Raw genomic sequence first — 23266 nt, 5'->3', positions numbered from 1 at the left:
GAGGATTATCCAAATGTCGAATGAAAACGGTGCCGGCAACGAAGCCGCTGATCGTCAGCCCGCGATCAATATTCTCGCCCAGTATGTGAAGGATTTTTCCTTCGAGAATCCCGGCGCGCCGCGCACCTTGCAGTCGCGCGACAAGGCTCCGGCGATCAACATCTCCGTCAACGTCAATGCAAACCCGATGTCCGAAACGGATTTCGATGTGGTGCTGACACTTGATGCGTCCGCCAAGGATGGCGACAAGGTCGTCTTCCATGCCGAACTTTCCTATGGTGGCCTGTTCCGCGTTCAGGGCTTTGCCCAGGAACACATGCTGCCGGTTCTGTTCATCGAATGCCCGCGTCTGCTGTTCCCATTCGCCCGTCAGATCGTTGCCGACGCGACCCGCAACGGTGGCTTCCCGCCGCTGATGATCGACCCGATCGATTTTGCCCAGATGTTCCAGCAGCGCATGGCCGAAGAACAGGCTAAGGCTCGCGTGGCCGCGAACAACTAAGGGCCAATTTGCCTGTATGACCTGAACGCCCGGTGATCTTCGCCGGGCGTTTTACTTTTCGGCTTTCGCCTGCTGTAGACCGTATTTCGCCCAGATCGCCTTTTCGCCCATCTTGGCAACGAGCGCCGCATGCGCTTCTGCTTCCTCCACCCTCAGCCGCGAACCGAGCGGCGTGGGGCGCGCACGCAGGACCACCACTTCATCAGAGCGCTGAACCTGGGAATTGCCGGCTTCCGGGCCACCGAGACCGAGTGCCGTCTGGCGACCACCAATCAGCTCGATATAGACTTCTGCGAGAAGTTCGGAATCGAGAAGCGCGCCATGCTTCTGACGGTGGGAGTTGTCGATGCCGTAGCGCCGGCACAACGCATCCAGCGAATTCGGCCCCATCGGATGTTTTCGACGCGCGATTTGTAGTGTGTCGGTGACGCTGGTGGCAGGTATCGGTGCCAGCCCCAGCCGGGCGAATTCCGCGTTGATGAAACCCATGTCGAAGTTGGCGTTGTGTGCCACCCACATCGCGCCGTCGAAAAATTCCATGATCTGATCGGCGACAGCGGCGAAGACCGGCTTGTCGGCCAGAAATTCATCGGTGATACCGTGCACTGCCAAGGCATCCGGATGAACCTTCTTGCCATTGGGATTGATGAAAATATGGATGGTGCGTCCGGTCGGAAAGTGGTCCCGAAGTTCTATCCCGCCGATTTCGATGATCCGATCATCACGCGAGTCCAGGCCGGTGGTTTCCGTATCGAAGATAATCTCGCGCATGTGGTCCTACTTTTTAGCTGAGCGCAATTCGCTCAGGATCTCTGTCACTCGGGCCCTCGCCGACTCCAGCCCCAGGCCGGTGTCGATGATAAAATCGGCGCGCTTCCTTTTCTCCGTATCGGACAGCTGCCGCGAAAGGATCAAGGCGAATTTGTCCTCGGTCATTCCCGGTCGCGCCAGAACCCTCGCACGCTGCAGTTCGGGATCGCAGGTAACGACAACGACTTTGTCGACCCGCGCTTCTGCATGGTTCTCGAAAAGCAGTGGAATATCAAGAACCGCGATATCAGCACCGGTCTGTCGCGCTGCATCAAGCAGTTCCTGTTCGCGCTTCCAGACGAGAGGATGAACGATAGCCTCAAGCCGACGGAATGATGAAGGGTCAACGGAAAGTGCCGCTGACAATCTTGTGCGATCCACCACGCCGTCGACGACAGTGCCGGGAAAAGCTTGCTCGATCTCGGTGGCTGCTTTGCCCTGGTAGAGCTCGTGAACGATGCCATCGGCATCGATGACCGGTACACCCTCCTCGGCAAACATCGAAGCCGTCGTCGACTTTCCCATGCCGATCGAGCCGGTCAGGCCGAGGCGGATCATCAATGCGACCCCAGATCGTCGACGATGAGCGATCGCAATGCCGCGGTCACTTCCGGCCGTTTTCCAAACCATTTCTCAAAACCCGGTACGGCCTGATGCAACAACATGCCCAATCCATCGGCAACCCTGCGACCCTGTTGCTTCGCCTGGCTGAGGAACGGGGTCATCAACGGCACATAGACGATGTCGGTCACCAAGCCGCTTTCAGCCATCGGGGTAAAATCGATGTCAAAGGCACCACTATCGTCCATACCGAGCGATGTCGTGTTGACGAACAGATTGGCGCCGGCCATCCGCTCGACCAGTGCATCTATCGGCCCCGCATGAATACGCGGACCGAACAGGTCGGCCAATTCCTGGGCGCGCCCGACCGTACGATTGAGGACATGGATTTCGCGGAAGCCACGATTGCGAACCGCCTGTACGATGGCACGACTGGCGCCGCCCGCCCCGAAAACAACAGCGATATTGCGCGTGTCGTCCCAACCGGGCGCTTGCTCATCCAGATTGGAGAGAAAGCCGTAACCGTCCGTGTTCGTAGCACAGAGTTGCCCCCTATCCATATAAAGCGTGTTGGCGGCGCCGAGTTCTTTCGCCAGGTCATCAGGCAAATCGGCGAGATGAAAAGCGCGCTCTTTATGGGGGATGGTAACGTTACCACCTACGTAGCCGGATTCACCACTCTTCAGAGCAGAGATGAAGCCGGCGAAATTACCAGGCTCCACGTCGACGGCTTCGTAGTGGCCGTGCAGTTCGAAATTCCTAAGCCAATAGTTATGGATCTTGGGCGAACGCGAATGCTTAATCGGGTGACCGCAGACAAAGGCTTTCGTTAAGGATGTTTCACGTGAATCACGCATCGATGACTCCCAGTTCCCGCAATCCGGCCAGCAGCGTCAGCATGGGCAAGCCCAAAATGGTGAAGTAGTCGCCCTCTATCTTTTCAAAGAGTTGCACGCCCGGCCCCTCGAACTGATAGGCACCCACGCTCTGCAAGATATCCGGACCCGCCATATCGAGATAGGTTTGCAGGAAGGATGGAGAAATCGTCCGCATCGTCATCGCCGCTATCGATATTGCAGACCAGATGACCTCGCCGCGAAATGCGATCGCAACACCACAATTGAGATGGTGGGTCTTTCCGGCCATGGCGCGGATATGATCACCGGCCTCGCCCATTGACAGTGGCTTATGGAAAAGCTCCGTTCCCAGCGACAAGACCTGATCGGAACCAATGACATACGCGTCCGGATATTGCTCCGAGACCGCCTGCGCCTTGGCCTTAGCCAATTCGACAGCCACTTCTGGCGGCCTGGCGTTGCAGGCAGACAATCGGGCTTCGGTCGCCCTTTCGTCAATGTCTGCTGCAACGGTTTCAAAAGCCAGGCCCGCGCCAGCCATAAGTGCGCGGCGCGACGCGCTTTTCGATGCAAGAATGAGTTTTGCAGCCATATGAATTTGCCCGGATAAACTGTTGCGTTTCCTATCTGACCTTAGGACGCAGGGCAAGAATTGCCGCAGCGGTTTCTTCGATCGACTTTCGGCTGACGTCCAGCAGTGGCCAGTTGTGCCGGGCGCAAAGTTGCTTGGCGTATTTAAGTTCCTCGGAAATCATCGAGCGATCCGTATAAGTTTCCTGGTAACCAACCGTCGAGCCAAGCACGCGGTTTTGCCGCACTTGCGATATGTGATCGATCGTCGCAATCAGGCAGACGATCAACGGCTTTGTCGCAGTGAATAATTTCTCAGGCAGCGGGATACCATAGACAACGGGTACATTCGCGGTCTTGATGCCACGGTTGGCGAGATAGATTGCTGTCGGCGTCTTTGATGTCCGGCTGATGCCCAACAGAATAACATCTGCCTCGTCGATATCGTTCGGCAGTTGGCCGTCATCGTGGTCCATAGTGAAATTGAGCGCGTCGATGCGCGCAAAATAGCCGGCATTCAGCTCATGCTGCGCTCCGACCCGCCGCCGGGTCGGAGCTCCGAGATAGGACTGGAAGATTTGCAGCACCGGCTCGATGACGGACACACAAGGCACCCCCATGCTGCGGCAGGCCTCATCAATAAGGTCGGCTACCTCGTGATCGATAACCGTGTGCAAGACGATGCCCGGTGCGGCATCGATCTGTGCCAGAACATCGGAGACCTGCTTGCGGTTACGCACCAGGGGATAGACGTGTTCGACAGCAAGACAATCCGCAAATTGCGATGCCGCGGCCCTGCCCGCCGCGATCAGCGTCTCGCCCGTCGAATCGGAGATCAAATGCAGGTGAAAGAACTTTTTCTTGTTTTCCAAGGTTTATAGACCCGCCTGTTGATAGAGGTGGATAAGTCGCCCGATCCGGACATGCTGTTCTCCATGTCCGGGAAAACTGCCAAGTTGTCCACACCCTTTACCCGTTGGGATAGAAACGAACGGCACCTGTGGAAAATTGGGAAAAGCGTGTGTTAACCTCAAACTCCCCACAACCTATCCACAGACCGGTTCGTTTTACCACCCGCTATAAGCTATTGATATTGCAATCCTAACAGCAGTCGTTCGACCATTTATCCCACCGCCAGTTTTTCCCGTCATTATCATCGGCCAGAAAGCGCACAAACTGGGTAGAACACCTGTGACACTTTAATCCTTGAAACTCACCGACTCTTAAGAAATAGAAATTCCATAAATATGGATTTTTTAGATAGAGGCTGACTGTGGATAGACCGAAACGGACGCTGCTCGAGGTACTCGAAGGCAAGACAGTCAAGCCGCCACCGATCTGGCTGATGCGGCAAGCCGGACGCTATCTACCGGAGTACCGCGCCACACGGGCAAACGTGAAATCGTTTCTCGACCTGTGCTACACCCCCGATCTGGCCGTGGAAGTGACGCTACAGCCAATTCGTCGTTATGCATTCGATGCTGCAATCCTGTTCTCCGACATTCTCGTCATCCCCGACGCCTTCGATCGCAATGTGAGATTCGTCGAAGGCGAAGGCCCGCAACTCGATCCCATCGATGAAGCGGGCATCGCTGCACTAAGCATGCCGGATGTTGTCGCCAGATTGGCACCGGTGTTCGAAACCGTTCGGCGACTGCGCAGCCAGCTGCCTGCAGAAACCACCCTGCTCGGCTTCTGTGGCGCTCCCTGGACGATTGCCACCTACATGATCGCCGGTCACGGAACGCCGGACCAGGCGCCGGCGCGGCTTTTTGCCTATCGCCATCCAGCAGCGTTTGAACGCTTGCTGTCGATCATCGCCGAAGCATCGATTTCCTATCTCGTGGCGCAGATCGATGCGGGTGCCGATGCGGTACAGATTTTCGATTCATGGGCCGGCGTTCTTGGGGACCATGAATTCGATGAATATGCCATCAAGCCGGTGAAGCGGATCATCGACGGCTTGCGTGCCGAGCGGCCGCAAGCCAAAGTGATCGCCTTTGCGAAAGGGGCAGGCTACAATCTCAAACGCTATCGGCAGGGCACCGGCGCCGACGCCATCGGCCTCGATTGGTCCGTGCCACTGGATTTTGCAGTCGAACTGCAGAAGGACGGCGCCGTTCAAGGCAATCTCGATCCGCTCAGGATGGTTGCCGGAGGAGATTCCCTCGACGCTGGGATCGACAGGATTCTTGACAAGCTCGGAAACGGGCCGCTGATCTTCAACCTGGGTCATGGCATTACGCCTCAGGCGGATCCTGCCAATGTCGACAGGCTGATCCGGCGCGTTCGATCTCTTGGAGGTTGATTGTGGCTAGCGGGCCTAATCCGGCTGGCAGCCGGGCCTGGCTGCGGGCGACGGTGGCGCTGATCGTATTTGGCGTTATCTGCGCGGCCGTGCTCTATGCCGATGCCGACAGAGCCTATCTGTGGGCCAAGGCACTGCATATTATTGCTGTCATTGCCTGGATGGCGGGCCTTCTCTATTTGCCGCGGCTCTTCATCTATCATTTCGATACCGAGCCTGGTTCGACGACGTCCGAACTCTTCAAGGTCATGGAAAAGCGGTTGTTGCGGATCATCATGAACCCGGCGATGGTCATCGCCTGGTGTTTTGGTCTTTACCTTGCTTGGAGCGCCTTTGAGTTCAAGGGTGGATGGCTGCATATCAAGCTGTTGGCTGTGGTGCTGCTGTCGGCCGTGCACATGCACTATGCCTCGGCAGTTCGTGCATTTGGCCGTGATGAGCGTCCGAGAACCCAGCGTTACTGGCGGATCATGAACGAGGCGCCGGCGCTTCTTATGATCGTGATCGTGCTGATGGTGGTTCTCAAACCGTTCTGATATATCTTGCAAAAGCGCGGCTTTTCTGGCAGAGCGCTCTTGCAGTGCAGTTTTCGACGCGTTACCTTCACGACGCTTACAAGCATTGCGGCATGTCTTAAGTCCCTCCCACATGTCTGCCTTCTGAAAACCGATGCCGGTTTCCTCCCCCATTCTGACTCTTTAGATGGTCCCATTTTATGGCTGAAATGAAGCTTCAAGAACTCAAGAACAAGACACCGACCGATCTGCTCGCATTTGCCGAGTCTGTCGGGGTGGAGAACGCCAGCGTGATGCGCAAGCAGGAGCTGATGTTCGCGATTCTTAAAATCCTGGCATCGCAAGAAATCGAGATCATCGGCGAAGGTGTGGTAGAGGTGCTTCAGGACGGCTTCGGCTTCCTGCGGTCGGCAAACGCAAACTATCTACCGGGTCCGGACGACATCTACATTTCGCCCTCGCAGATCCGGCGCTTCTCGCTGAAGACCGGCGACACGGTGGAAGGACCTATCCGTAGTCCCAAGGAAGGCGAACGCTATTTCGCCCTGCTCAAGGTCAACACGATCAATTTCGAGGATCCCGAAAAGATCCGTCACAAGGTACACTTCGACAACCTGACGCCGCTCTATCCGAACGAGCGCTTCAAGATGGAAATCGACAATCCCACCACAAAGGATATGTCGCCGCGCGTGATCGATCTTGTCGCGCCGCTCGGCAAGGGACAGCGCGGGCTGATCGTGGCGCCACCGCGCACCGGTAAGACGGTGCTGCTGCAGAACATCGCCCATTCGATCACAGCGAACCATCCCGAATGCTATCTCATCGTGTTGCTGATCGACGAACGCCCGGAAGAAGTGACCGACATGCAGCGCTCGGTGCGTGGCGAAGTTGTCTCCTCGACATTCGATGAGCCGGCTGTGCGTCACGTCCAGGTCGCAGAAATGGTCATCGAGAAGGCCAAGCGCCTGGTTGAGCACGGGCGCGACGTGGTCATTCTCCTCGATTCCATCACCCGCCTTGGCCGGGCTTACAACACCGTTGTGCCGTCGTCGGGCAAGGTGCTGACCGGTGGTGTGGACGCCAATGCATTGCAGCGGCCGAAGCGCTTCTTCGGCGCGGCCCGCAATATTGAAGAAGGTGGCTCGCTGACAATCATCGCTACGGCGCTGATCGACACCGGCAGCCGCATGGACGAAGTTATCTTCGAAGAATTCAAGGGTACCGGCAACTCCGAAATCGTGCTCGACCGCAAGGTTGCAGATAAGCGCATCTTCCCAGCCATGGACATCCTCAAGTCCGGCACGCGCAAGGAAGATCTTCTGGTGCCGCGCCAGGATCTGCAGAAGGTCTTCGTCCTGCGCCGTATTCTCGGTCCGATGGGAACGACGGACGCGATCGAATTCTTGATCGATAAACTCAAGCAGACGAAGACGAATGCTGACTTCTTCGACTCGATGAATACTTGATTAGCCGGATTCCTTGTACCGGAGTTCGATTTGCTAATTAAGGGCGTCGTCTTCGGACGACGTCAAGCAGGTGAACACCATGCAACCAGCATCGAAAACAGTGTTTGCGCTTTCCAGCGGGTCTCTCCCTGCAGGTGTCGCCGTAATCAGGATCAGCGGACCAAAGGTTCGTGAGATCCTGGCTGAATTTGCCGGTGGTGTGCCTGAACCGAGAACGGCCGTATTGCGCTGGTTTCGAGATCGAGACGGGCGTTCAATCGATCAGGGTCTGGTGCTGTTCTTCTCCGGTCCCAACTCGTTTACCGGCGAGGACTGTGCTGAACTGCAGATGCACGGCGGCCGTGCCTCCGTCAATGCTATCCTGGCGGTTCTGTCAGGCGTCGAAGAGGTAAAATTTGCCGAAGCCGGAGAGTTTTCTCGCCGGGCGTTCGAAAATGGCAAGCTCGACCTCGTTGAAATTGAAGGTCTGGCTGACCTGATTTCAGCCGAAACGGAAATGCAGCGCCGCCTGGCGCTTGAACAAAGCAGCGGCCACCTCTCTGCCCTTTACCAATCCTGGATGAATCGACTCACTCGCGCCCGTGCGCTGATCGAGGCTGAGCTGGATTTTCCGGACGAGGAGGATGTTCCAGGTTCCGTCAGCGACAGGGTCTGGAAAGATGTAGCCACTATCCGCGGCGAGATAAGCACGCATCTTCAGGGTCATCGCGCTGCGGAAATAGTTCGCGACGGTTTCAAGGTCGTCATTGCTGGCCGACCAAATGCCGGCAAGTCGAGCTTGTTGAATGCGCTTGCACGGCGTGATGTGGCAATCGTAACAGACATTGCCGGAACCACGCGCGATCTTATTTCTGTAGATCTGGATATTGGCGGCTATCTCGTGCGGATGGTCGATACCGCTGGATTACGCCAATCCGCGGACATCGTGGAACAGGAAGGCGTACGTCGCGCACTTGTCTCGGTAGAAGATGCAGATCTCGTGCTTCTACTCAGAGACTGTGATGATGGTGAAGCATTCCCTCGGATAGAGACATCAGGGAAAGTCTTGAAAATCTCGGCAAAAATTGATAGAGCGCCGAATAATGCGTGTTTAACGGATGCGGATCTCGTGTTGTCCGCGAGCACTGGCGAAGGAATCGATTCACTAACGAAACGAATCGAGCAAATCCTCTCGCATAGCTTGGACTATACCGGCAACGCGGTAGCAGTTCGCAGACGCCAGGTGGATTTGTTGCGTGATGCAATTTCGGCCATGGATAACAGTTTGGCACGCGACGACAGTCTTATCGAATTGAGAGCCGAAGATTTACGACAGGCAAGTCATTGCCTCGGCAAGATTACCGGCTTTGTCGATGTAGAAGATCTGCTTGATGTGATCTTTTCGGAATTTTGCATTGGCAAATAAGTCGAGATTCGCGCTAAAAGAGTCCTTGCGTTTCACGTGAAACACAAGGTGTAAATTGAATCGGTACCGCAACGATTTGCGGGAGAAGAACGTGAAAAACAGCTACGATGTCATAGTAATTGGTGGTGGCCACGCAGGTTGCGAGGCTGCAGCAGCAGCGGCGCGCTTCGGAGCAGCCACGGCACTCGTCACGCATCGCCGAGACACAGTCGGCGTCATGTCATGCAATCCGGCTATTGGTGGTCTTGGCAAAGGACACCTGGTCCGGGAGGTTGATGCGCTCGATGGCCTGATGGGGCGTGTTGCGGACAAATCTGGCATTCAATTCCGTCTGTTGAACCGCAAGAAGGGCCCAGCGGTCCGTGGACCCCGGACTCAAGCGGATCGGAAGCTCTACCGTCTTGCGATGCAGGAGGCGATTTTTCATCATGATCGCCTGGATGTTGTCGAGGGCGATGTGTTCGATCTTATCATGCATGGAGATCGAGTCGGAGGCGTAACGCTCTCGGATGGAAGGCAACTGAATTGCGGTGCAGTCGTCGTAACCACCGGCACGTTTCTTCGTGGCTTGATACACATTGGTGATCAGAAAACGCCAGCCGGTCGAGTTGGGGAGCAGCCGTCAGTGGGGCTGTCATCGACATTCGAGCGCATTGGGTTCGAGCTCGGCCGCTTGAAAACCGGTACACCCGCTAGGCTGGACGGGAAGACAATTGCTTGGGATCGTATTGGGCATCAGGGCCCCGACGACGAGCTCGTGCCCTTCTCGTTCATGACGGACCAGATCACCACCGCGCAGATCAACTGTGGCGTCACGCGCACGACAGATGCAACGCACAAGATAATCGCGGACAATCTCGGTCGCTCGGCGATGTATTCTGGGCAAATCGAAGGCGTCGGCCCGCGCTATTGCCCATCCATCGAGGATAAGATCGTCAAGTTTGGTGAGCGCGACGGTCATCAGATATTTCTCGAGCCTGAAGGCCTCGACGACGATACGGTATACCCAAACGGCATCTCCACTTCGCTGCCAGCCGAGGTCCAGGCAGCGTTCATCCACACGATTCCGGGTCTCGAGCAGGCGCGTATTCTTCAACCGGGTTATGCTATCGAGTATGACCATGTCGATCCGCGGGAGCTGACAGCAAGTCTGGAGACAAGGAAAGTCCGAGGCCTGTTTCTCGCTGGCCAGATTAACGGCACCACCGGATACGAAGAAGCAGCGGCGCAAGGTCTTGTCGCGGGTTTCAATGCAGCGCGCAGCGCTAGCGGAGCCGAGCAGGTGCAATTCAGCCGCACAGAATCCTACATTGGCGTGATGATCGATGATCTTACGTCCCGTGGTGTCGCGGAGCCGTATCGGATGTTTACGTCGCGCGCCGAGTATCGCCTGTCGTTGCGGGCAGACAATGCCGACCAACGGCTGACGACCAAGGGAATCGAACTCGGACTGGTTGGAACAGAAAGAAGTCAACGTTTTGGCCATTGGCGTGAGGAGATGGATGGGCTGCGTGACAAATTGCAGTCGCTTGCGCTCACCCCCAATGAAGCGTCAAAGCACGGTCTTCATCTCAATCATGATGGGCAACGACGGTCCGCTTATGAATTGCTTTCGCACCCTGGCTTTGATTTGGCCGCGCTTGCTAAGGTCTGGCCAGAGTTGACTGCTGTCAGCAAGCGGAGCCGGGAAGCGATGGAGATCGAAGCTACATATTCTGTCTACATGAACAGACAAGCTGCCGACATCGCCGAGGTTCGACGCGAGGAGGACAAGACTATACCGGCTGACTTCGACTTCAATGCGCTTCCGGGGTTGTCGAACGAACTGAAGCAGAAACTAAGTCGTGCGCGACCTGCCAACATTGCCCAGGCTGCACGCCTCGATGGCATGACGCCCGCTGCGATATCTTTGCTGCTCGTGGCGATGCGCAAGTTTTCTACCGGCGAACGTTTGGCGGGATAGGTTGCAATGATAGAGAGTCTACGTACGGGGACAACCGCTATTGGTGTTTCACGTGAAACACAGCAACGCCTCGAGCATTTTGCACAATTGTTCCAGAAATGGGCAAAGGCCATCAATCTCGCCGCACCGTCGACGCTGGGTGATGTCTGGGATCGGCACATACGCGATAGCTTGCAGATCTATGCCCTCTCTCCTGGGCCGCAAAACTGGATCGACCTGGGCAGCGGGGGTGGCTTTCCGGGCGTCATCACGGCAATCTGCCTGGCAGAGCTGAATGCTGGTTGGGTGAATCTCGTCGAAAGCAACAACAAGAAGGCGGCATTCCTGCGAACAGCCCTGGCCGAAACCGGCGGACGGGGATCCGTGCATCCGATTCGCATCGAAAGCGCCCCCGCCCTTTTGACCGACTGCGATCGAGTATCGGCCAGAGCGCTCGCCGACTTGGACACTTTGCTGGGCTTTATCCACCCATGGTCTATGCAAAACAGTGAAATGAAGGCTTTCCTGCATAAAGGCCGGGATTACCGCAAGGAAATAGAAGTTTCGCGTAGGCGGTGGAATCTCGATCTGGTAATACATCGGAGCAGCATTGAAGAAGACTCCGTCATCCTCGAGGTGAGTGGGCTCTCTCTCAAAACATGACTGTTCAGGTGGGCCAGCATGAACAAGCCAAAACATCGTATCATTACAATTGCGAACCAAAAGGGCGGCGTCGGCAAGACGACGACTGCGATCAATCTCGCGACGGCTTTGGCCGCCATTGGCGAGAATGTGCTGATCGTCGATCTTGATCCGCAAGGTAATGCCAGCACAGGTCTGGGCATTGATCGCAAGGATCGGAAGCTCTCCACCTATGATCTTCTCGTCGGCAGTCAGAGCGTGCTCGAAGTTACCATGCCGACAGCGGTGCCAAACCTGGCTATCGCACCATCGACAATGGATCTACTGGGTGTAGAGATGGAGATCGGCCGCGAGAGCGATCGGGTCTATCGACTTAAGAAGGCGCTGGAAGCGCCAGAAGCCAGTATCTATGACTATATTCTCGTCGATTGCCCGCCATCGTTCAATTTGCTGACGATGAATGCCTTGGCCGCGGCGCAATCCGTTCTGGTGCCGCTCCAGTGCGAGTTCTTCGCGCTAGAGGGACTTAGTCAGTTGCTGGAAACCGTTGAGCAGGTCCGCAGCACAATCAACCCCGGCCTGGACATCCAGGGCATCGTCCTGACGATGTTTGATTCCCGTAACAATCTTGCCCAGCAAGTCGTTTCGGATGTCCGCGAGCATTTGGGCGATAAAGTGTATCATACATTGATCCCCCGCAATGTCAGGGTCTCGGAAGCGCCATCCTATGGCAAGCCGGCGATTTTGTATGACCTGAAATGCGCCGGTAGTCAGGCCTATTTGCAACTGGCGTCGGAAGTGATCCAACGCGAACGGCAGAGTCGTGCCGCGTAATTTGTTTCATCGACGTAATAAAGTGGGTAGCAGTGATGAATGATGATCCTTCAAAGCGGCGCCTGGGGCGCGGTCTTGCGGCGCTCATTGGCGAAATGGACCAGCCATTGGCGTCCGTTTCCGGACGTCCGGGCATAAGCGCCGATCGCAAAGTCCCGATCGAGCTCGTCGTACGCAATCCGAAGAATCCGCGGAAGAACTTTTCCGAGGCGGAACTCCAAGATCTTGCTTCCTCGATCCGTCAGCATGGAATCGTGCAGCCGGTGGTCGTTCGTCCGATACCGGATGACAAGTACGAAATTATCGCCGGAGAACGGCGATGGCGGGCGGCGCAGCTGGCCGGCCTCGTGGAGATACCGGTCATCAGCCGCGACGTGGATGACCGGACGGCACTCGAGCTGGCGATCGTCGAGAACGTTCAGCGGTCGGATCTTAACCCGGTCGAAGAAGCGCTAGGTTATGAGCAGCTGATAGCGGAACATGGCTACACCCAGAACGATCTCGGTGAGATCATTGGGAAAAGCCGATCGCATGTGGCCAACAGCCTTCGTCTTCTGAAGTTGCCGGATCCGGTTCGGGATATGTTGTTCGATGGAAGCCTCTCGGCAGGCCATGCGCGTGCGCTCATTCCGACTTCAGACCCTGTAGCCCTTGCCCGATCCATCGTCGCCAAGGGCATGTCCGTGCGCGATGCGGAACGACTGGCGCAGAACGATATCAAGGCGCAGTTAAATCCAGGTCTTTCCTCACCCAAGTCGCAGGAGAAGGATGCCGATACCATCGCTCTCGAACGATCGCTGTCTGACAGCCTTGGGCTCGAGGTCAAAGTCAATCACCGCGGTGATGGTGGCAAGTTGATGATATCCTACCGTTCCCTGGAACAGCTCGAGGAAATTTGCCGCCTGCTCGAAAGACGATGAGCTGACTATCGGTTAGCCGGGGCGCGATTGCGCCCGGCGACCAAAGTCGTCGCCAGCAACGTCTGCATCGCGATTGTATCTTCCAGCGTGTTTCGTTGCCGGGTTTGGAGAACCGCGCTCTGTAGCCGGCTAAGTTCTATTGAAATTGATTGCGCGGACCATTGCCGCAAAGCGGCCTCAACGATTGGTTTTCGGCGGAAATGTAGATGACGCGCATGGGTGTTCATGGCATCGGATGCGCTTACGCGCCGCTCATCCATATCGGCACGCATCAAATCGAGAAGCTGAAACTGTCGCAAGCAACCCTGCAGGACCAGGAACACCGGGGTCTTGGAGGCGACGACCTTCTGCGTTGCATGCAGGAAGCCGGCGCGGTCGCCCTGAAGTATTGCATCTATCGCGTCGTCCGTCGAGATCGCACTGGCGTCTCCAACAATCTCATTGACGTGATGAACCTCGATCGTCGGCTGGCCCATCGCATAGAGTGCAAGTTTGCGGATCTCGTTGCGTGACGCAATCCGGTCGCCGCCCAGAAAATCGAGCAGTGCCTGACGCGCGTCGCCCGTAATGCGGAGGCCAAAGGCGGCCAGTTCGGTATCGATCAGCGTGTTCAGGCTTTTCGCGTCGTCGGCGTAGCAAGGAATCGAAACGGCGCCGCTCGCCTGTTCGGCGGCCTTGCGCAAGTTGGCGCCCTTCTTCAGATCGCCGGCTTCAATAATGATCGTGACGTTGTCGGGAATACGTGCTGCAAGCTCGGTTACGGCCTCGGCAATGGCTTTGTCGGCCCCTGCCCCCTTGATCCATATCAGCTTGTCGCCGCCAAACAGGCCGCTGGAGTAGGCCTCGTCGAAAAGCCGACCCGGATCGCTGCTTACATCGCTGGCATCCAAGCGCATGAAGGAAAAGGCGTCGGATTTGTCCACGCCAGTCAGCTTGGCGAGTTCTCCCGCCCTTTCGGAGACTAGGCCGCGATCTGGCCCATAAACCAGAAACAGACGAAAGTCGCGGCTGCGCCGCTTGGCGAACTGTTCGAATTCATGGGCCTTGATCTCGGCCATGTTCAGCGTCCAAGCCAGCTCGCGAGATCGGCGCGGATAAGTTCGGCGAGCTCACGGGCGGCGCGATTTTCAGCGTCGCGCGTCGCGCGGATCTTGGCAAATTCCTGTTCGGAAAAATCCACCAGCGCGACGGATGAGCGGCGCCCGGTCTTCAGCACTTCGCCGGTCGACCGCTTCTTCAAGGTGAAGTCCGCCTTCAATACCATTCGGCCGGCGCGCGGGGTGTCCGTGGACGTTTCGAGCAAGACGCCGATGTTGCGAGTGGCGATCGTCAGCTCCACGTCATATTCGGGATTCGCCGGCTCGCCCGCTCCACCCGATGTGAGGAAGATCAACTGGTTGCGCACTTCAAGCTCGATACGCGTCGTTGCCTCTGAAAACTCGATGGATTTCAATGCAGCATCGGTTTGGCTATCGGTTGCGTAAAGTGGCTTCACCTGACAACCGCCAGATAGAAGCAGGAGGCAAAGGCCGCCGGCGGCAAAAAACTGCCGCCGAAATATTGTGGTGTTATCAAACAACGACATTCACGATCCTTTGCGGAACGATAATGATTTTTTTCGGCGTCTTGCCATCCAGAGCAGCCTTGATGCTCTCAAGAGCCAGCACCGCCTGTTCAATGGAAGTTTGATCCGCATCGCGAGCAATTGTCAAATCTGCGCGCTTCTTGCCATTTACCTGGATCGGCATAGTGATCTGGTTGTCGACGACCAGTCCCTCATCGAAGGCAGGCCAGATCGCTTGTGCCAGCAGGTCATCATTGCCCAGAACGCGCCAGCATTCCTCTGCCAGGTGCGGCGTCATCGGCGAAATCAGGTGAACCAGGATTTCAGACGCTTCACGCACGGCCGAGACCATTGCCGTATCTGCTTTGCCCGCCGCGACGGTGGCAAGCGGCTGTGCCAGAGCGTTGACGAGTTCATAGATGCGGGCAACCGCCTTGTTAAACCCGAGCCGGTCATAGTCAGCCTGAACCTGCTTCAGGGTACGATGGGCGATCTGGGAAATCGCCAGCGCCTCACCTTCACTTGCGGCCCGCGATGGCGCTGATTGCAACACATCGGCGGCTTCAGAAATCAAGCGCCAAACGCGCTGCACGAAGCGGTGAGCACCTTCTACGCCGGATTCCGACCAGATCACATCGCGTTCCGGCGGCGAGTCCGACAGCACGAAGAAGCGTGCCGTATCGGCGCCATAAGAGGCGATGATATCGTCGGGATCGACAACGTTCTTCTTTGATTTCGACATCTTCTCAATCGAGCCGATCGAAATTGGTTCGCCGGATTCCAGGTGAGTGGCTTGGCGCTTTCCATCGATTTCGTCGATCTTGACAAAGATGGGTTCGATCCATTCGCGACCGTGGCCTTCGCCGCGGCTATAGGTTTCATGCACGACCATACCCTGTGTGAACAGGCCTTTGAAGGGTTCGTCCATCCCGACATGGCCGGTGGCGCGCATCGCGCGGGTGAAGAAGCGCGAATAGAGCAGGTGCAGGATCGCATGCTCGATACCGCCGATATATTGGTCGACAGGCAACCAGGCGTCGGCAGCGCGGGGATCGGTGGGGGCGTCTTCCCAGGGCGCCGTGAAGCGCGCGTAGTACCAGGAGGAATCGACGAACGTATCCATCGTATCCGTTTCGCGTCGAGCGGCCTTGCCGCATTGCGGGCAGCCAACATGGCGCCAGGTTGGATGACGGTCGAGCGGATTGCCGGGTACATCGAAGGTTACATCATCCGGCAACTTGACCGGCAGGTCCTTCTTGGGCACCGGAACGACACCGCAGACCTCGCAGTGGATGACCGGGATCGGGCAACCCCAGTAGCGCTGGCGGGAAATGCCCCAGTCGCGCAGGCGGAAGTTCACCTTGCGCTCGCCCTGCGGGGCGCCGTCGATCTGGCTCTGTCCGAGCCGGCTGGCAACGTCCTGGAACGCGGCCTCCGGGGACATGCCGTCGAGGAAGCGCGAATTGATCATGATGCCATCGCCGACATAGGCCTCATCGGTGATCGCAAAGGTAGCCTTGTCTTCGTTTGCCGGCATAACCACCGGGACCACCGGCAGGCCGTACTTGTTAGCGAAGTCGAGGTCGCGCTGGTCGCCGGAGGGGCAGCCGAAAATTGCGCCCGTGCCATAATCCATCAACACGAAATTGGCGATATAGACCGGAACCTGCCAGCTGGCGTCAAAAGGATGGGCAACCCGGATGCCGGTGTCCATGCCCATCTTTTCGGCGGTCTCGAGTGCGGCGACAGACGTTCCCGTCTTTCGGCATTCGTCGCAGAACGCCGCAATCTCGGCGCTTTGTGCGGCAGCGGCCTTGGCTACAGGATGATCGGCCGAAATTGCCAGGAAAGACGCGCCGAACAAGGTGTCCGGGCGGGTCGTATAAACCTTGATTTCGCTAAGGTCAGGATGGGTGGCCGAGGCGACGACCTGCCAGCGAATGGTCATGCCTTCCGAGCGGCCGATCCAGTTCTTCTGCATCAGCCGGACCTTTTCCGGCCACTGGTCCAACGTATCGAGTTGATCCAGCAGATCCTGGGCAAAATCGGTGATCTTGAAGAACCATTGGGTCAGTTCCCGCTGCTCCACCAGCGCGTCAGAGCGCCAGCCACGACCGTCGATGACCTGCTCATTGGCCAGCACCGTCATGTCGACCGGGTCCCAGTTGACCTTGGAGTTCTTGCGATAGACCAGCCCCTTCTCCATCATGTCAAGGAAGAGATATTGCTGCCGGTGGTAGTACTCGACGTCACAGGTGGCGAATTCGCGCGACCAGTCGAGTGAAAGGCCCATCGATTTCAACTGCTTGCGCATCGATGCGATGTTTTCATAGGTCCATGTCTTGGGATGGACCTTGTTTTTCATCGCGGCGTTTTCCGCGGGCATGCCAAAGGCATCCCAACCCATCGGATGAAGTACGTTATAGCCGCGTGCCCGCTTGTATCGAGCCACGACGTCGCCCATCGCATAGTTCCGGACGTGGCCCATATGGATGCGGCCGGATGGGTAGGGGAACATCTCCAGCACGTAGTATTTGTCGCGTGGATCGTCGTTTGCGGTTTCGAAGACCTTGGCTTCGTTCCACTGTTGTTGCCAGCGCGGTTCGACTTCGCGCGGATTGTAACGTTCTGATGCCATGATATGCCGTCCGAAACCCTGAATTCTCGAATAATTTTGGGCCTGACCTTCATCATGAAAGCCGCTTCGCGTCAAGTTTTTAGGCGCAAAGGATAGTCGATCCCTTGGCATCATCGAGGGGCTGATATAGGAGAAATCGAACAATTCTGGAGTGCGTGATGTCAGTCGTCGGTCGATTCAACGAAATCATCGGGCGGATGGAAAAGGCAGCCAAGGAAGTCCATCGCAATGATCGGGCCGCCCTTGTCGCTGTAACCAAGACCTTCTCGGCGGATGATATCCTTCCGGTGCTGGACGCGGGCCATCGCTGCGTCGGAGAAAACCGCGTCCAGGAGGCCCAGGGCAAATGGCCAGAGTTGAAACAGCGCTTCGCCGATATCGAGCTGCATCTCATCGGGCCGCTGCAGTCCAACAAAGCCGCTGAAGCCGTTGCGCTTTTCGATGTGATCGAAACCATCGACCGGGAAAAGATCGCTCGGGCAGTGAAAACCGAAATGGACAGGCAGCAGCGCAAGGTTCGTCTTTATGTCCAGGTCAACACTGGCCTGGAGCCGCAAAAGGCGGGTATCGCGCCCGATGATACGGCACGCTTTGTCGACCTGTGCCGCGATGAACTCGGTCTCGAAATCGAGGGGCTGATGTGCATTCCGCCGGCGGATGAAAATCCCGGTCCGCATTTCGCCCTGCTTGCCAAGCTTGCCCGACAATGCGATCTCGCCCGACTTTCCATGGGAATGTCGGGCGATTTCGAAACGGCCATTGCCTTCGGTGCGACCAGCGTCCGGGTTGGCTCAGCTATCTTCGGTTCACGCTGAACGAGGCGATGTAGACCGCACGACAATCGCGACGAACATCAGCATGCTGACGACGAACAGGATCGCGCCGATCTTGGCGAGAGTTTCTGACCCGCCGCTAATGGCCATTATGATTCCGGGAAACATTGCCCAGACGGAGACATGGGCAAGTGCGACCTGGATCTTGCCGAGAGCGCCGACGGCCGCGTTTGGCCGCAGCATGTAAAAGGTCCCGAAAAGAGCCATCATCACGCCCCCGATCAGGTTGAGATGCGCATGCGCTGGCGCCAGCGTGTGATCGCCGGTCGCCGACATCCAGATACCAAACACCATGCCCGCCAATAGATACAGCGGAGAAGTGATCCAACAGATTCGAGCAAGTCCGTTCATATGATTGCCTCCTGAGTGCCGGGTTCCCAACTGCCCGGGAAGTGGAGACTACGCTCGATCCGATATTAATCAATTAGATATTTTGCGTATAAACATCTGATATTCAGTAATATATGCGTCTATTCTTGGCGTGCCGTGGACTTAAAGTTGCGGAGAAGCAGAATAAAGAAAGGGGCGGCTTGAGGCCACCCCTTGTGTTGCTTCTGTTTGGAGAGGATCAGAACTGTTCGTCTTCCTCGTCGTTCCGATTACCGGAGAGCGACTTCAGCTTTGCGAATACTGCATCGGCGTCGATTTCCTTGAAATCATCGTGCTCTGCAGCCGGCTTTTCGGTTTCGCGTGCGGATTCAAGAGTTGCCCCCATTTCCTCGGCGGTCTGGAACGGACGGCTCTTTGCTGCCTTCTCGACTTCCATGTCTAGGTCGATCTGTGAGCACAGGCCGAGCGTCACGGGGTCCATCGGCGCGAGATTGGCCGAGTTCCAGTGCGAGCGTTCACGGATCTGCTGGATCGTCGTTTTGGTGGTGCCGACGAGGCGGGAGATCTGTGCGTCCTTAAGCTCCGGATGATTGCGAACCAGCCAGAGGATGGCGTTCGGTCGGTCCTGGCGCTTGGAGACCGGTGTGTAACGTGGGCCCTTGCGCTTCGATTCCGGCACCCGAACCTTTGGTTCGGAAATCTTCAGCTTGTGCATCGGATTGCCTTCAGCGCGAGCGATCTCATCACGGGACAGCTGGCCGGTCGCGATCGGATCGAGGCCCTTGATGCCCTGCGCAGCTTCGCCGTCGGCAATCGCCTTGATCTCAAGCGGGTGAAGCTTGCAGAACTGGGCGATCTGATCGAACGACAGAGCTGTGTTATCAACCAGCCAGACGGCGGTCGCCTTGGGCATGAGAAGCTGCTGCTGAGCCATGGATACAATCCTTCTGAGCCGCCTGCGCCGGTGCCGCAGGCCGTTTGTGTTAGTCCACAATGTCCGGGAATTCGGCGGCTTTATAGCGGAACTGTCACGCAATTGCAATTCTTGGACAATCAATTGACCAAAGTCTGATTGCCGGGTGCATTTCTGCTGCTATGTTCTTAGCACAAATGCGTGTAAGAGGCGCGTAAAATCTGGTATGCGTGGGAGGAATGCATGTCGTCTAAGCTATACCCTGTGCTCAAGTCCGCCAAGGCGGCGGCCCTCATCGACAACGATAAGTACTTGAAATGGTACGAGGAGAGCATAGAGAACCCCGACAAGTTCTGGGGCAAGCACGGCAAACGGATTGATTGGTTCAAGCCCTATACAAAGGTCAAAAACACGTCATTCAAGGGCCGGGTTCCGATCAAATGGTATGAAGATGGCCAGACCAACGTCTCCTACAATTGCATCGACCGCCACCTGAAAACGCATGGCGAACAAGTCGCCATCATCTGGGAAGGCGACAATCCCTATATCGACAAGAAAGTCACCTATAACGAGTTGTACGACCATGTCTGCAGGCTCGCCAATGTGCTGAAGAAGCACGGGGTAAAGAAGGGCGATCGCGTCACCATCTACATGCCGATGATCCCTGAAGCGGCCTATGCAATGCTTGCTTGCGCCCGCATCGGCGCGATCCATTCGGTGGTGTTCGGCGGCTTCAGCCCCGAAGCGCTGGCGGGCCGCATCGTCGATTGTGAATCGACCTTCGTCATCACCTGCGACGAGGGCGTTCGCGGCGGCAAGCCGATCCCGCTCAAGGAAAACACCGATACCGCGATCGATATCGCGGCAAAGCAGCACGTGATCGTCAACAAGGTGCTGGTCGTGCGTCGCACCGGCGGCAAGACCGCCTGGGCGCCTGGTCGCGACTTCTGGTATCATCAGGAAACCGCCAGCGTGAAGCCGGACTGCCCGCCCGCGAAGATGAAGGCGGAAGACCCGCTCTTTATCCTCTATACGTCAGGTTCGACCGGCAAGCCCAAGGGCGTGCTGCACACGACGGGCGGTTATCTTGTCTATGCCTCAATGACGCATGAATATGTCTTCGACTATCACGATGGCGATATCTACTGGTGCACGGCCGATGTGGGCTGGGTTACGGGGCATTCCTACATTGTCTATGGACCGCTGGCGAACTGCGCCACGACGCTGATGTTCGAAGGCGTGCCGAATTTCCCCGACCAGGGCCGCTTCTGGGAAGTGATCGACAAGCACAAGGTCAATATCTTTTATACCGCGCCGACGGCGCTCCGCTCGCTGATGGGCGCCGGCGACGATTACGTCAAGCGGTCCTCGCGCTCGAGCCTTCGCCTGCTTGGTTCGGTCGGTGAGCCGATCAACCCGGAAGCCTGGGAATGGTATTACAATGTCGTCGGCGAGGCCAAATGCCCAGTCGTCGATACCTGGTGGCAGACCGAGACCGGCGGCATCCTGATATCGCCTCTGCCAGGCGCCACTGACCTCAAGCCAGGTTCTGCAACACGGCCGTTCTTCGGCATCAAGCCGGAACTGGTCGACAACGAGGGCAACCTGGTTGAGGGTGCTGCTGACGGCAATCTCTGCATTACCGACAGCTGGCCCGGACAGATGCGCTCTGTCTACGGCGACCACGAGCGTTTCATCCAGACCTATTTCGCCACCTACAAGGGCAAGTACTTCACCGGCGACGGATGCCGCCGCGACGAGGACGGCTATTACTGGATCACTGGTCGCGTCGATGACGTTCTCAATGTGTCCGGCCACCGTCTTGGTACGGCTGAGGTGGAATCGGCTCTTGTTTCCCACCATCTGGTTTCGGAGGCGGCTGTTGTTGGCTATCCGCATGACATCAAGGGTCAGGGCATCTACTGTTACGTGACGCTGATGGCGGGTATCGAGGGCAACGATGAATTGCGCAAGAACCTCGTAGCACATGTGCGCAAGGAAATTGGCCCGATCGCCGCACCGGACAAGATCCAGTTCGCGCCAGGCCTGCCGAAAACCCGCTCGGGCAAGATCATGCGCCGCATCCTGCGCAAGATCGCCGAAGACGATTTCGGTGCGTTGGGCGATACCTCGACGCTTGCTGATCCGGGCGTCGTCGACGAACTGATCGCCAATCGCCAGAACAGGAAGGGCTAATCAAACCCTGTAAAATTCAAGCCGGCCGCAAGAATCGGCCGGCTTTTTCATGCCGTCGTGAATCATGTGGATGCTATGCAGCGGTTCCTGCCGGCATTCTTGGCGGCATAAAGCGCCTCGTCGGCGCGATCAATCATGCGCTGGTAATCCGGGTGCCCATCGTGCTGTGCGACGCCGATGCTGACCGTGACGCTTAATGTCCCCTGATTGGGTATCTGGATCGCTTGGGCGGCGATTTGCTGGCGGATATTTTCGGCTGTCCGCATTGCCTGGTCGATCGTCTGCTCAACGCAGACAAGCAGGAACTCTTCTCCGCCATAACGAAAGGCGAAATCGCCGCTGCGGGTATTGTCCGAGAGAAGCTGGGCGACACGCTCGAGCACCCTGTCGCCCATGTCGTGGCCATAGGTGTCGTTGACGTTCTTGAAGTGATCGACATCGAGCAACAGCACCGAAAATTGGCTATCCATGTCGCGGCTAAGTTCGATTTCGCGGCTCAATACCGTCGGAAGGAACCGCCGGTTCAGCAGCTGCGTCTGCGCATCCCGCCCGGCCTCGAGGTGCACGAGATGGTCAAACAAAGCCTCGACCAAAGTTCGGATCTGCTCGACCTCGGCAACGATCGTACGCGTGGCGCCGCGTAGGTCCTCTGCGGCCCCGCTCATTGCCTTTTGGCAGGCTGGCAGCAACGTTCGGTCTATTCTGTCGATTCGATAGCCTATGTCGGCGAACTGTTCTCGGTCGGCAAACAGCGCCGGAGCTTTGTGACGTAGCCAGAAGCCGAAAGGCGATTGGCCAATGCGGGAAAGAGACATGGGATCCTGGCTGATCATCATGTCCTGTAACAGTCTGTTGGACCAGTCGAACAGCGCAGCGCGCTGCTTTTCGCGCTCCAGCGACATGTTGACTGTGGCGGCATAACCCCGGAAAGCCTCGTCAGCCCGTGTCGCCTTTTCGCGTGAACGTGAATAGGCTGCCGACATCGCTTCGATGGCGATGTCGATCAGCCCGACGGCAAGGCAGGTCGCCTCGGCAGAGACAGGGTCATATTCCGGGCCGTGAAGAAGTGCTCTCATCAGCGCCAGCTTGATGATGCGCACGCCGCGCAACACCAGTTCGATCGTCACGTTCACGCGCGAATGCATGACGCCGATGTGGCGCTGCTGCGCGATCAGGTTGACAATGTCCTGCTCGGGATCGGCGCTGAGAATATCAACAAGCCATTGCTGTAACGAGGCACTGAGCCGGCTCTCCACCTCTTCGCTCGAAAGGATGGCATTGGCCTGCGGGTCCTGCAGCAAGCTGTCGTAAAACAGTCTGGAAAGCACGCCGGCCTGTTGCCTGGCAATGTTGCGGAGCATGCTGCGCGCATCGTTTGAAGCCGATGACAACAGGTCATGCCACTGGCTGGCAATAATCTTTTCCGAAGAGGTCAAAATGAGTATCCGAGGCAACATGAA

At 57.0% G+C, this 23266-nt stretch carries 22 protein-coding genes; 11 read left to right on the top strand and 11 right to left on the bottom strand.

The genetic code is table 11. The features are described from left to right. Positions 1 to 13 precede the first annotated feature (13 nt). Positions 14 to 502: a protein-export chaperone SecB gene (gene secB, locus JJB09_RS19220; protein ID WP_201661941.1), complete on the top strand. Its 489-nt coding sequence runs from the start codon at positions 14 to 16 to the stop codon at positions 500 to 502. 51 nt (positions 503 to 553) lie between these two features. Here the strand turns inward: secB and dnaQ are convergent, their stop codons facing one another. From dnaQ to JJB09_RS19195, 5 genes are read right to left on the bottom strand one after another with little or no spacing between them, the layout of a single operon-like run. Continuing rightward, positions 554 to 1273 (bottom strand): DNA polymerase III subunit epsilon, encoded by a 720-nt coding sequence (gene dnaQ / locus JJB09_RS19215; RefSeq protein ID WP_201661938.1) that lies wholly within the window; start codon positions 1271 to 1273, stop codon positions 554 to 556. Between the two features lie 6 nt (positions 1274 to 1279). Then, on the bottom strand, positions 1280 to 1870 hold the full coding sequence (coaE, locus tag JJB09_RS19210; RefSeq protein ID WP_201661935.1) for a dephospho-CoA kinase: 591 nt from the start codon (positions 1868 to 1870) through the stop codon (positions 1280 to 1282). Further along, complete coding sequence (locus tag JJB09_RS19205; protein ID WP_201661933.1) at positions 1870 to 2730, bottom strand: shikimate dehydrogenase; 861 nt, start codon at positions 2728 to 2730, stop codon at positions 1870 to 1872. Before JJB09_RS19205 ends, coaE begins: the two co-directional genes overlap by 1 nt. Beyond that, positions 2723 to 3322 (bottom strand): Maf-like protein, encoded by a 600-nt coding sequence (locus JJB09_RS19200; protein WP_201661931.1) that lies wholly within the window; start codon positions 3320 to 3322, stop codon positions 2723 to 2725. Before JJB09_RS19200 ends, JJB09_RS19205 begins: the two co-directional genes overlap by 8 nt. A gap of 31 nt (positions 3323 to 3353) precedes the next feature. Next, positions 3354 to 4172 (bottom strand): pyruvate, water dikinase regulatory protein, encoded by an 819-nt coding sequence (locus JJB09_RS19195; RefSeq protein WP_201661929.1) that lies wholly within the window; start codon positions 4170 to 4172, stop codon positions 3354 to 3356. 401 nt (positions 4173 to 4573) lie between these two features. On the opposite strand from JJB09_RS19195, the gene hemE reads away from it, so the two are divergent. The 8 genes from hemE to JJB09_RS19155 all read left to right on the top strand — a co-directional run bounded on the left by hemE (position 4574) and on the right by JJB09_RS19155 (position 13332). Continuing rightward, positions 4574 to 5608, top strand: coding sequence for a uroporphyrinogen decarboxylase (gene hemE / locus JJB09_RS19190; RefSeq protein ID WP_201661927.1), 1035 nt, complete (start codon positions 4574 to 4576; stop codon positions 5606 to 5608). Then, positions 5605 to 6144 carry a protoporphyrinogen oxidase HemJ gene (hemJ, locus tag JJB09_RS19185; protein WP_210341778.1) on the top strand — a complete coding sequence of 180 codons (540 nt, stop codon included), beginning with the start codon at positions 5605 to 5607 and terminating at the stop codon, positions 6142 to 6144. Before hemE ends, hemJ begins: the two co-directional genes overlap by 4 nt. Before the next feature lie 179 nt (positions 6145 to 6323). Next, the gene (rho, locus tag JJB09_RS19180; RefSeq protein WP_201661925.1) at positions 6324 to 7589 is read left to right on the top strand and encodes a transcription termination factor Rho; all 1266 of its coding nucleotides are present in this window, start codon (positions 6324 to 6326) and stop codon (positions 7587 to 7589) included. 79 nt (positions 7590 to 7668) lie between these two features. Continuing rightward, positions 7669 to 8994: a tRNA uridine-5-carboxymethylaminomethyl(34) synthesis GTPase MnmE gene (gene mnmE / locus JJB09_RS19175; protein WP_201661923.1), complete on the top strand. Its 1326-nt coding sequence runs from the start codon at positions 7669 to 7671 to the stop codon at positions 8992 to 8994. A 76-nt stretch (positions 8995 to 9070) separates the two neighbouring features. Further along, complete coding sequence (gene mnmG, locus JJB09_RS19170; RefSeq protein ID WP_210341777.1) at positions 9071 to 10957, top strand: tRNA uridine-5-carboxymethylaminomethyl(34) synthesis enzyme MnmG; 1887 nt, start codon at positions 9071 to 9073, stop codon at positions 10955 to 10957. Between the two features lie 6 nt (positions 10958 to 10963). Beyond that, on the top strand, positions 10964 to 11599 hold the full coding sequence (gene rsmG / locus JJB09_RS19165; RefSeq protein ID WP_201661921.1) for a 16S rRNA (guanine(527)-N(7))-methyltransferase RsmG: 636 nt from the start codon (positions 10964 to 10966) through the stop codon (positions 11597 to 11599). A gap of 18 nt (positions 11600 to 11617) precedes the next feature. Then, positions 11618 to 12412 (top strand): ParA family protein, encoded by a 795-nt coding sequence (locus JJB09_RS19160; RefSeq protein ID WP_201661918.1) that lies wholly within the window; start codon positions 11618 to 11620, stop codon positions 12410 to 12412. A 35-nt stretch (positions 12413 to 12447) separates the two neighbouring features. Further along, entirely contained in the window at positions 12448 to 13332 is an 885-nt protein-coding gene (locus tag JJB09_RS19155) for a ParB/RepB/Spo0J family partition protein (protein ID WP_201661915.1), read from the top strand. A 5-nt stretch (positions 13333 to 13337) separates the two neighbouring features. Here the strand turns inward: JJB09_RS19155 and holA are convergent, their stop codons facing one another. From holA to leuS, 3 genes are read right to left on the bottom strand one after another with little or no spacing between them, the layout of a single operon-like run. Continuing rightward, a complete protein-coding gene (gene holA / locus JJB09_RS19150) occupies positions 13338 to 14390 on the bottom strand; it encodes a DNA polymerase III subunit delta (RefSeq protein WP_201661912.1) in 1053 nt (350 codons plus the stop codon). A gap of 2 nt (positions 14391 to 14392) precedes the next feature. Continuing rightward, positions 14393 to 14917 carry an LPS assembly lipoprotein LptE gene (locus JJB09_RS19145; RefSeq protein WP_201661909.1) on the bottom strand — a complete coding sequence of 175 codons (525 nt, stop codon included), beginning with the start codon at positions 14915 to 14917 and terminating at the stop codon, positions 14393 to 14395. After that, positions 14904 to 17534: a leucine--tRNA ligase gene (gene leuS, locus JJB09_RS19140; protein WP_201661906.1), complete on the bottom strand. Its 2631-nt coding sequence runs from the start codon at positions 17532 to 17534 to the stop codon at positions 14904 to 14906. Before leuS ends, JJB09_RS19145 begins: the two co-directional genes overlap by 14 nt. A gap of 158 nt (positions 17535 to 17692) precedes the next feature. On the opposite strand from leuS, the gene JJB09_RS19135 reads away from it, so the two are divergent. Beyond that, complete coding sequence (locus JJB09_RS19135) at positions 17693 to 18349, top strand: YggS family pyridoxal phosphate-dependent enzyme (protein WP_201661903.1); 657 nt, start codon at positions 17693 to 17695, stop codon at positions 18347 to 18349. On the opposite strand, the gene JJB09_RS19130 is transcribed toward JJB09_RS19135, so the two are convergent. Together JJB09_RS19130 and JJB09_RS19125 are read right to left on the bottom strand one after the other, a co-directional pair. After that, positions 18341 to 18718 (bottom strand): hypothetical protein, encoded by a 378-nt coding sequence (locus JJB09_RS19130; protein ID WP_201661900.1) that lies wholly within the window; start codon positions 18716 to 18718, stop codon positions 18341 to 18343. The two genes, JJB09_RS19135 and JJB09_RS19130, sit on opposite strands and share 9 nt — an antisense overlap. A 217-nt stretch (positions 18719 to 18935) precedes the next feature. Beyond that, a complete protein-coding gene (locus JJB09_RS19125) occupies positions 18936 to 19631 on the bottom strand; it encodes a DUF1013 domain-containing protein (protein ID WP_201661897.1) in 696 nt (231 codons plus the stop codon). A 222-nt stretch (positions 19632 to 19853) separates the two neighbouring features. Here JJB09_RS19125 and acs point away from each other — a divergent pair, with 222 nt between their 5' ends. After that, entirely contained in the window at positions 19854 to 21806 is a 1953-nt protein-coding gene (acs, locus tag JJB09_RS19120; RefSeq protein WP_201661892.1) for an acetate--CoA ligase, read from the top strand. A gap of 62 nt (positions 21807 to 21868) precedes the next feature. On the opposite strand, the gene JJB09_RS19115 is transcribed toward acs, so the two are convergent. Next, entirely contained in the window at positions 21869 to 23242 is a 1374-nt protein-coding gene (locus tag JJB09_RS19115) for a GGDEF domain-containing protein (protein ID WP_201661888.1), read from the bottom strand. Between the last annotated feature and the right edge of the window lie 24 nt (positions 23243 to 23266).

The sequence above is a fragment of the Phytoamicus setariae genome, assembly GCF_016722925.1.
Classification (GTDB): Bacteria; Pseudomonadota; Alphaproteobacteria; order Rhizobiales; family Rhizobiaceae; genus Rhizobium_E; species Rhizobium_E setariae.
The sequence above is the reverse complement of the archived record's forward strand: the minus strand, read 5'-3'. Positions and strand labels throughout refer to the sequence as shown.

Excerpts from the sequence above, each read along its gene's own strand:
- JJB09_RS19160 (WP_201661918.1), top strand. The coding sequence starts at position 11,618 with ATGAACAAGCCAAAACATCGTATCATTACAATTGCGAACCAAAAGGGC.
- leuS (WP_201661906.1), bottom strand. The coding sequence starts at position 17,534 with ATGGCATCAGAACGTTACAATCCGCGCGAAGTCGAACCGCGCTGGCAA.
- rsmG (WP_201661921.1), top strand. The coding sequence starts at position 10,964 with ATGATAGAGAGTCTACGTACGGGGACAACCGCTATTGGTGTTTCACGT.
- secB (WP_201661941.1), top strand. The coding sequence starts at position 14 with ATGTCGAATGAAAACGGTGCCGGCAACGAAGCCGCTGATCGTCAGCCC.
- coaE (WP_201661935.1), bottom strand. The coding sequence starts at position 1,870 with ATGATCCGCCTCGGCCTGACCGGCTCGATCGGCATGGGAAAGTCGACG.
- acs (WP_201661892.1), top strand. The coding sequence starts at position 19,854 with ATGTCGTCTAAGCTATACCCTGTGCTCAAGTCCGCCAAGGCGGCGGCC.
- mnmE (WP_201661923.1), top strand. The coding sequence starts at position 7,669 with ATGCAACCAGCATCGAAAACAGTGTTTGCGCTTTCCAGCGGGTCTCTC.
- JJB09_RS19145 (WP_201661909.1), bottom strand. The coding sequence starts at position 14,917 with ATGTCGTTGTTTGATAACACCACAATATTTCGGCGGCAGTTTTTTGCC.
- dnaQ (WP_201661938.1), bottom strand. The coding sequence starts at position 1,273 with ATGCGCGAGATTATCTTCGATACGGAAACCACCGGCCTGGACTCGCGT.
- JJB09_RS19130 (WP_201661900.1), bottom strand. The coding sequence starts at position 18,718 with ATGAACGGACTTGCTCGAATCTGTTGGATCACTTCTCCGCTGTATCTA.
- rho (WP_201661925.1), top strand. The coding sequence starts at position 6,324 with ATGGCTGAAATGAAGCTTCAAGAACTCAAGAACAAGACACCGACCGAT.
- JJB09_RS19205 (WP_201661933.1), bottom strand. The coding sequence starts at position 2,730 with ATGCGTGATTCACGTGAAACATCCTTAACGAAAGCCTTTGTCTGCGGT.
- JJB09_RS19200 (WP_201661931.1), bottom strand. The coding sequence starts at position 3,322 with ATGGCTGCAAAACTCATTCTTGCATCGAAAAGCGCGTCGCGCCGCGCA.
- JJB09_RS19155 (WP_201661915.1), top strand. The coding sequence starts at position 12,448 with ATGAATGATGATCCTTCAAAGCGGCGCCTGGGGCGCGGTCTTGCGGCG.
- JJB09_RS19135 (WP_201661903.1), top strand. The coding sequence starts at position 17,693 with ATGTCAGTCGTCGGTCGATTCAACGAAATCATCGGGCGGATGGAAAAG.
- JJB09_RS19125 (WP_201661897.1), bottom strand. The coding sequence starts at position 19,631 with ATGGCTCAGCAGCAGCTTCTCATGCCCAAGGCGACCGCCGTCTGGCTG.
- holA (WP_201661912.1), bottom strand. The coding sequence starts at position 14,390 with ATGGCCGAGATCAAGGCCCATGAATTCGAACAGTTCGCCAAGCGGCGC.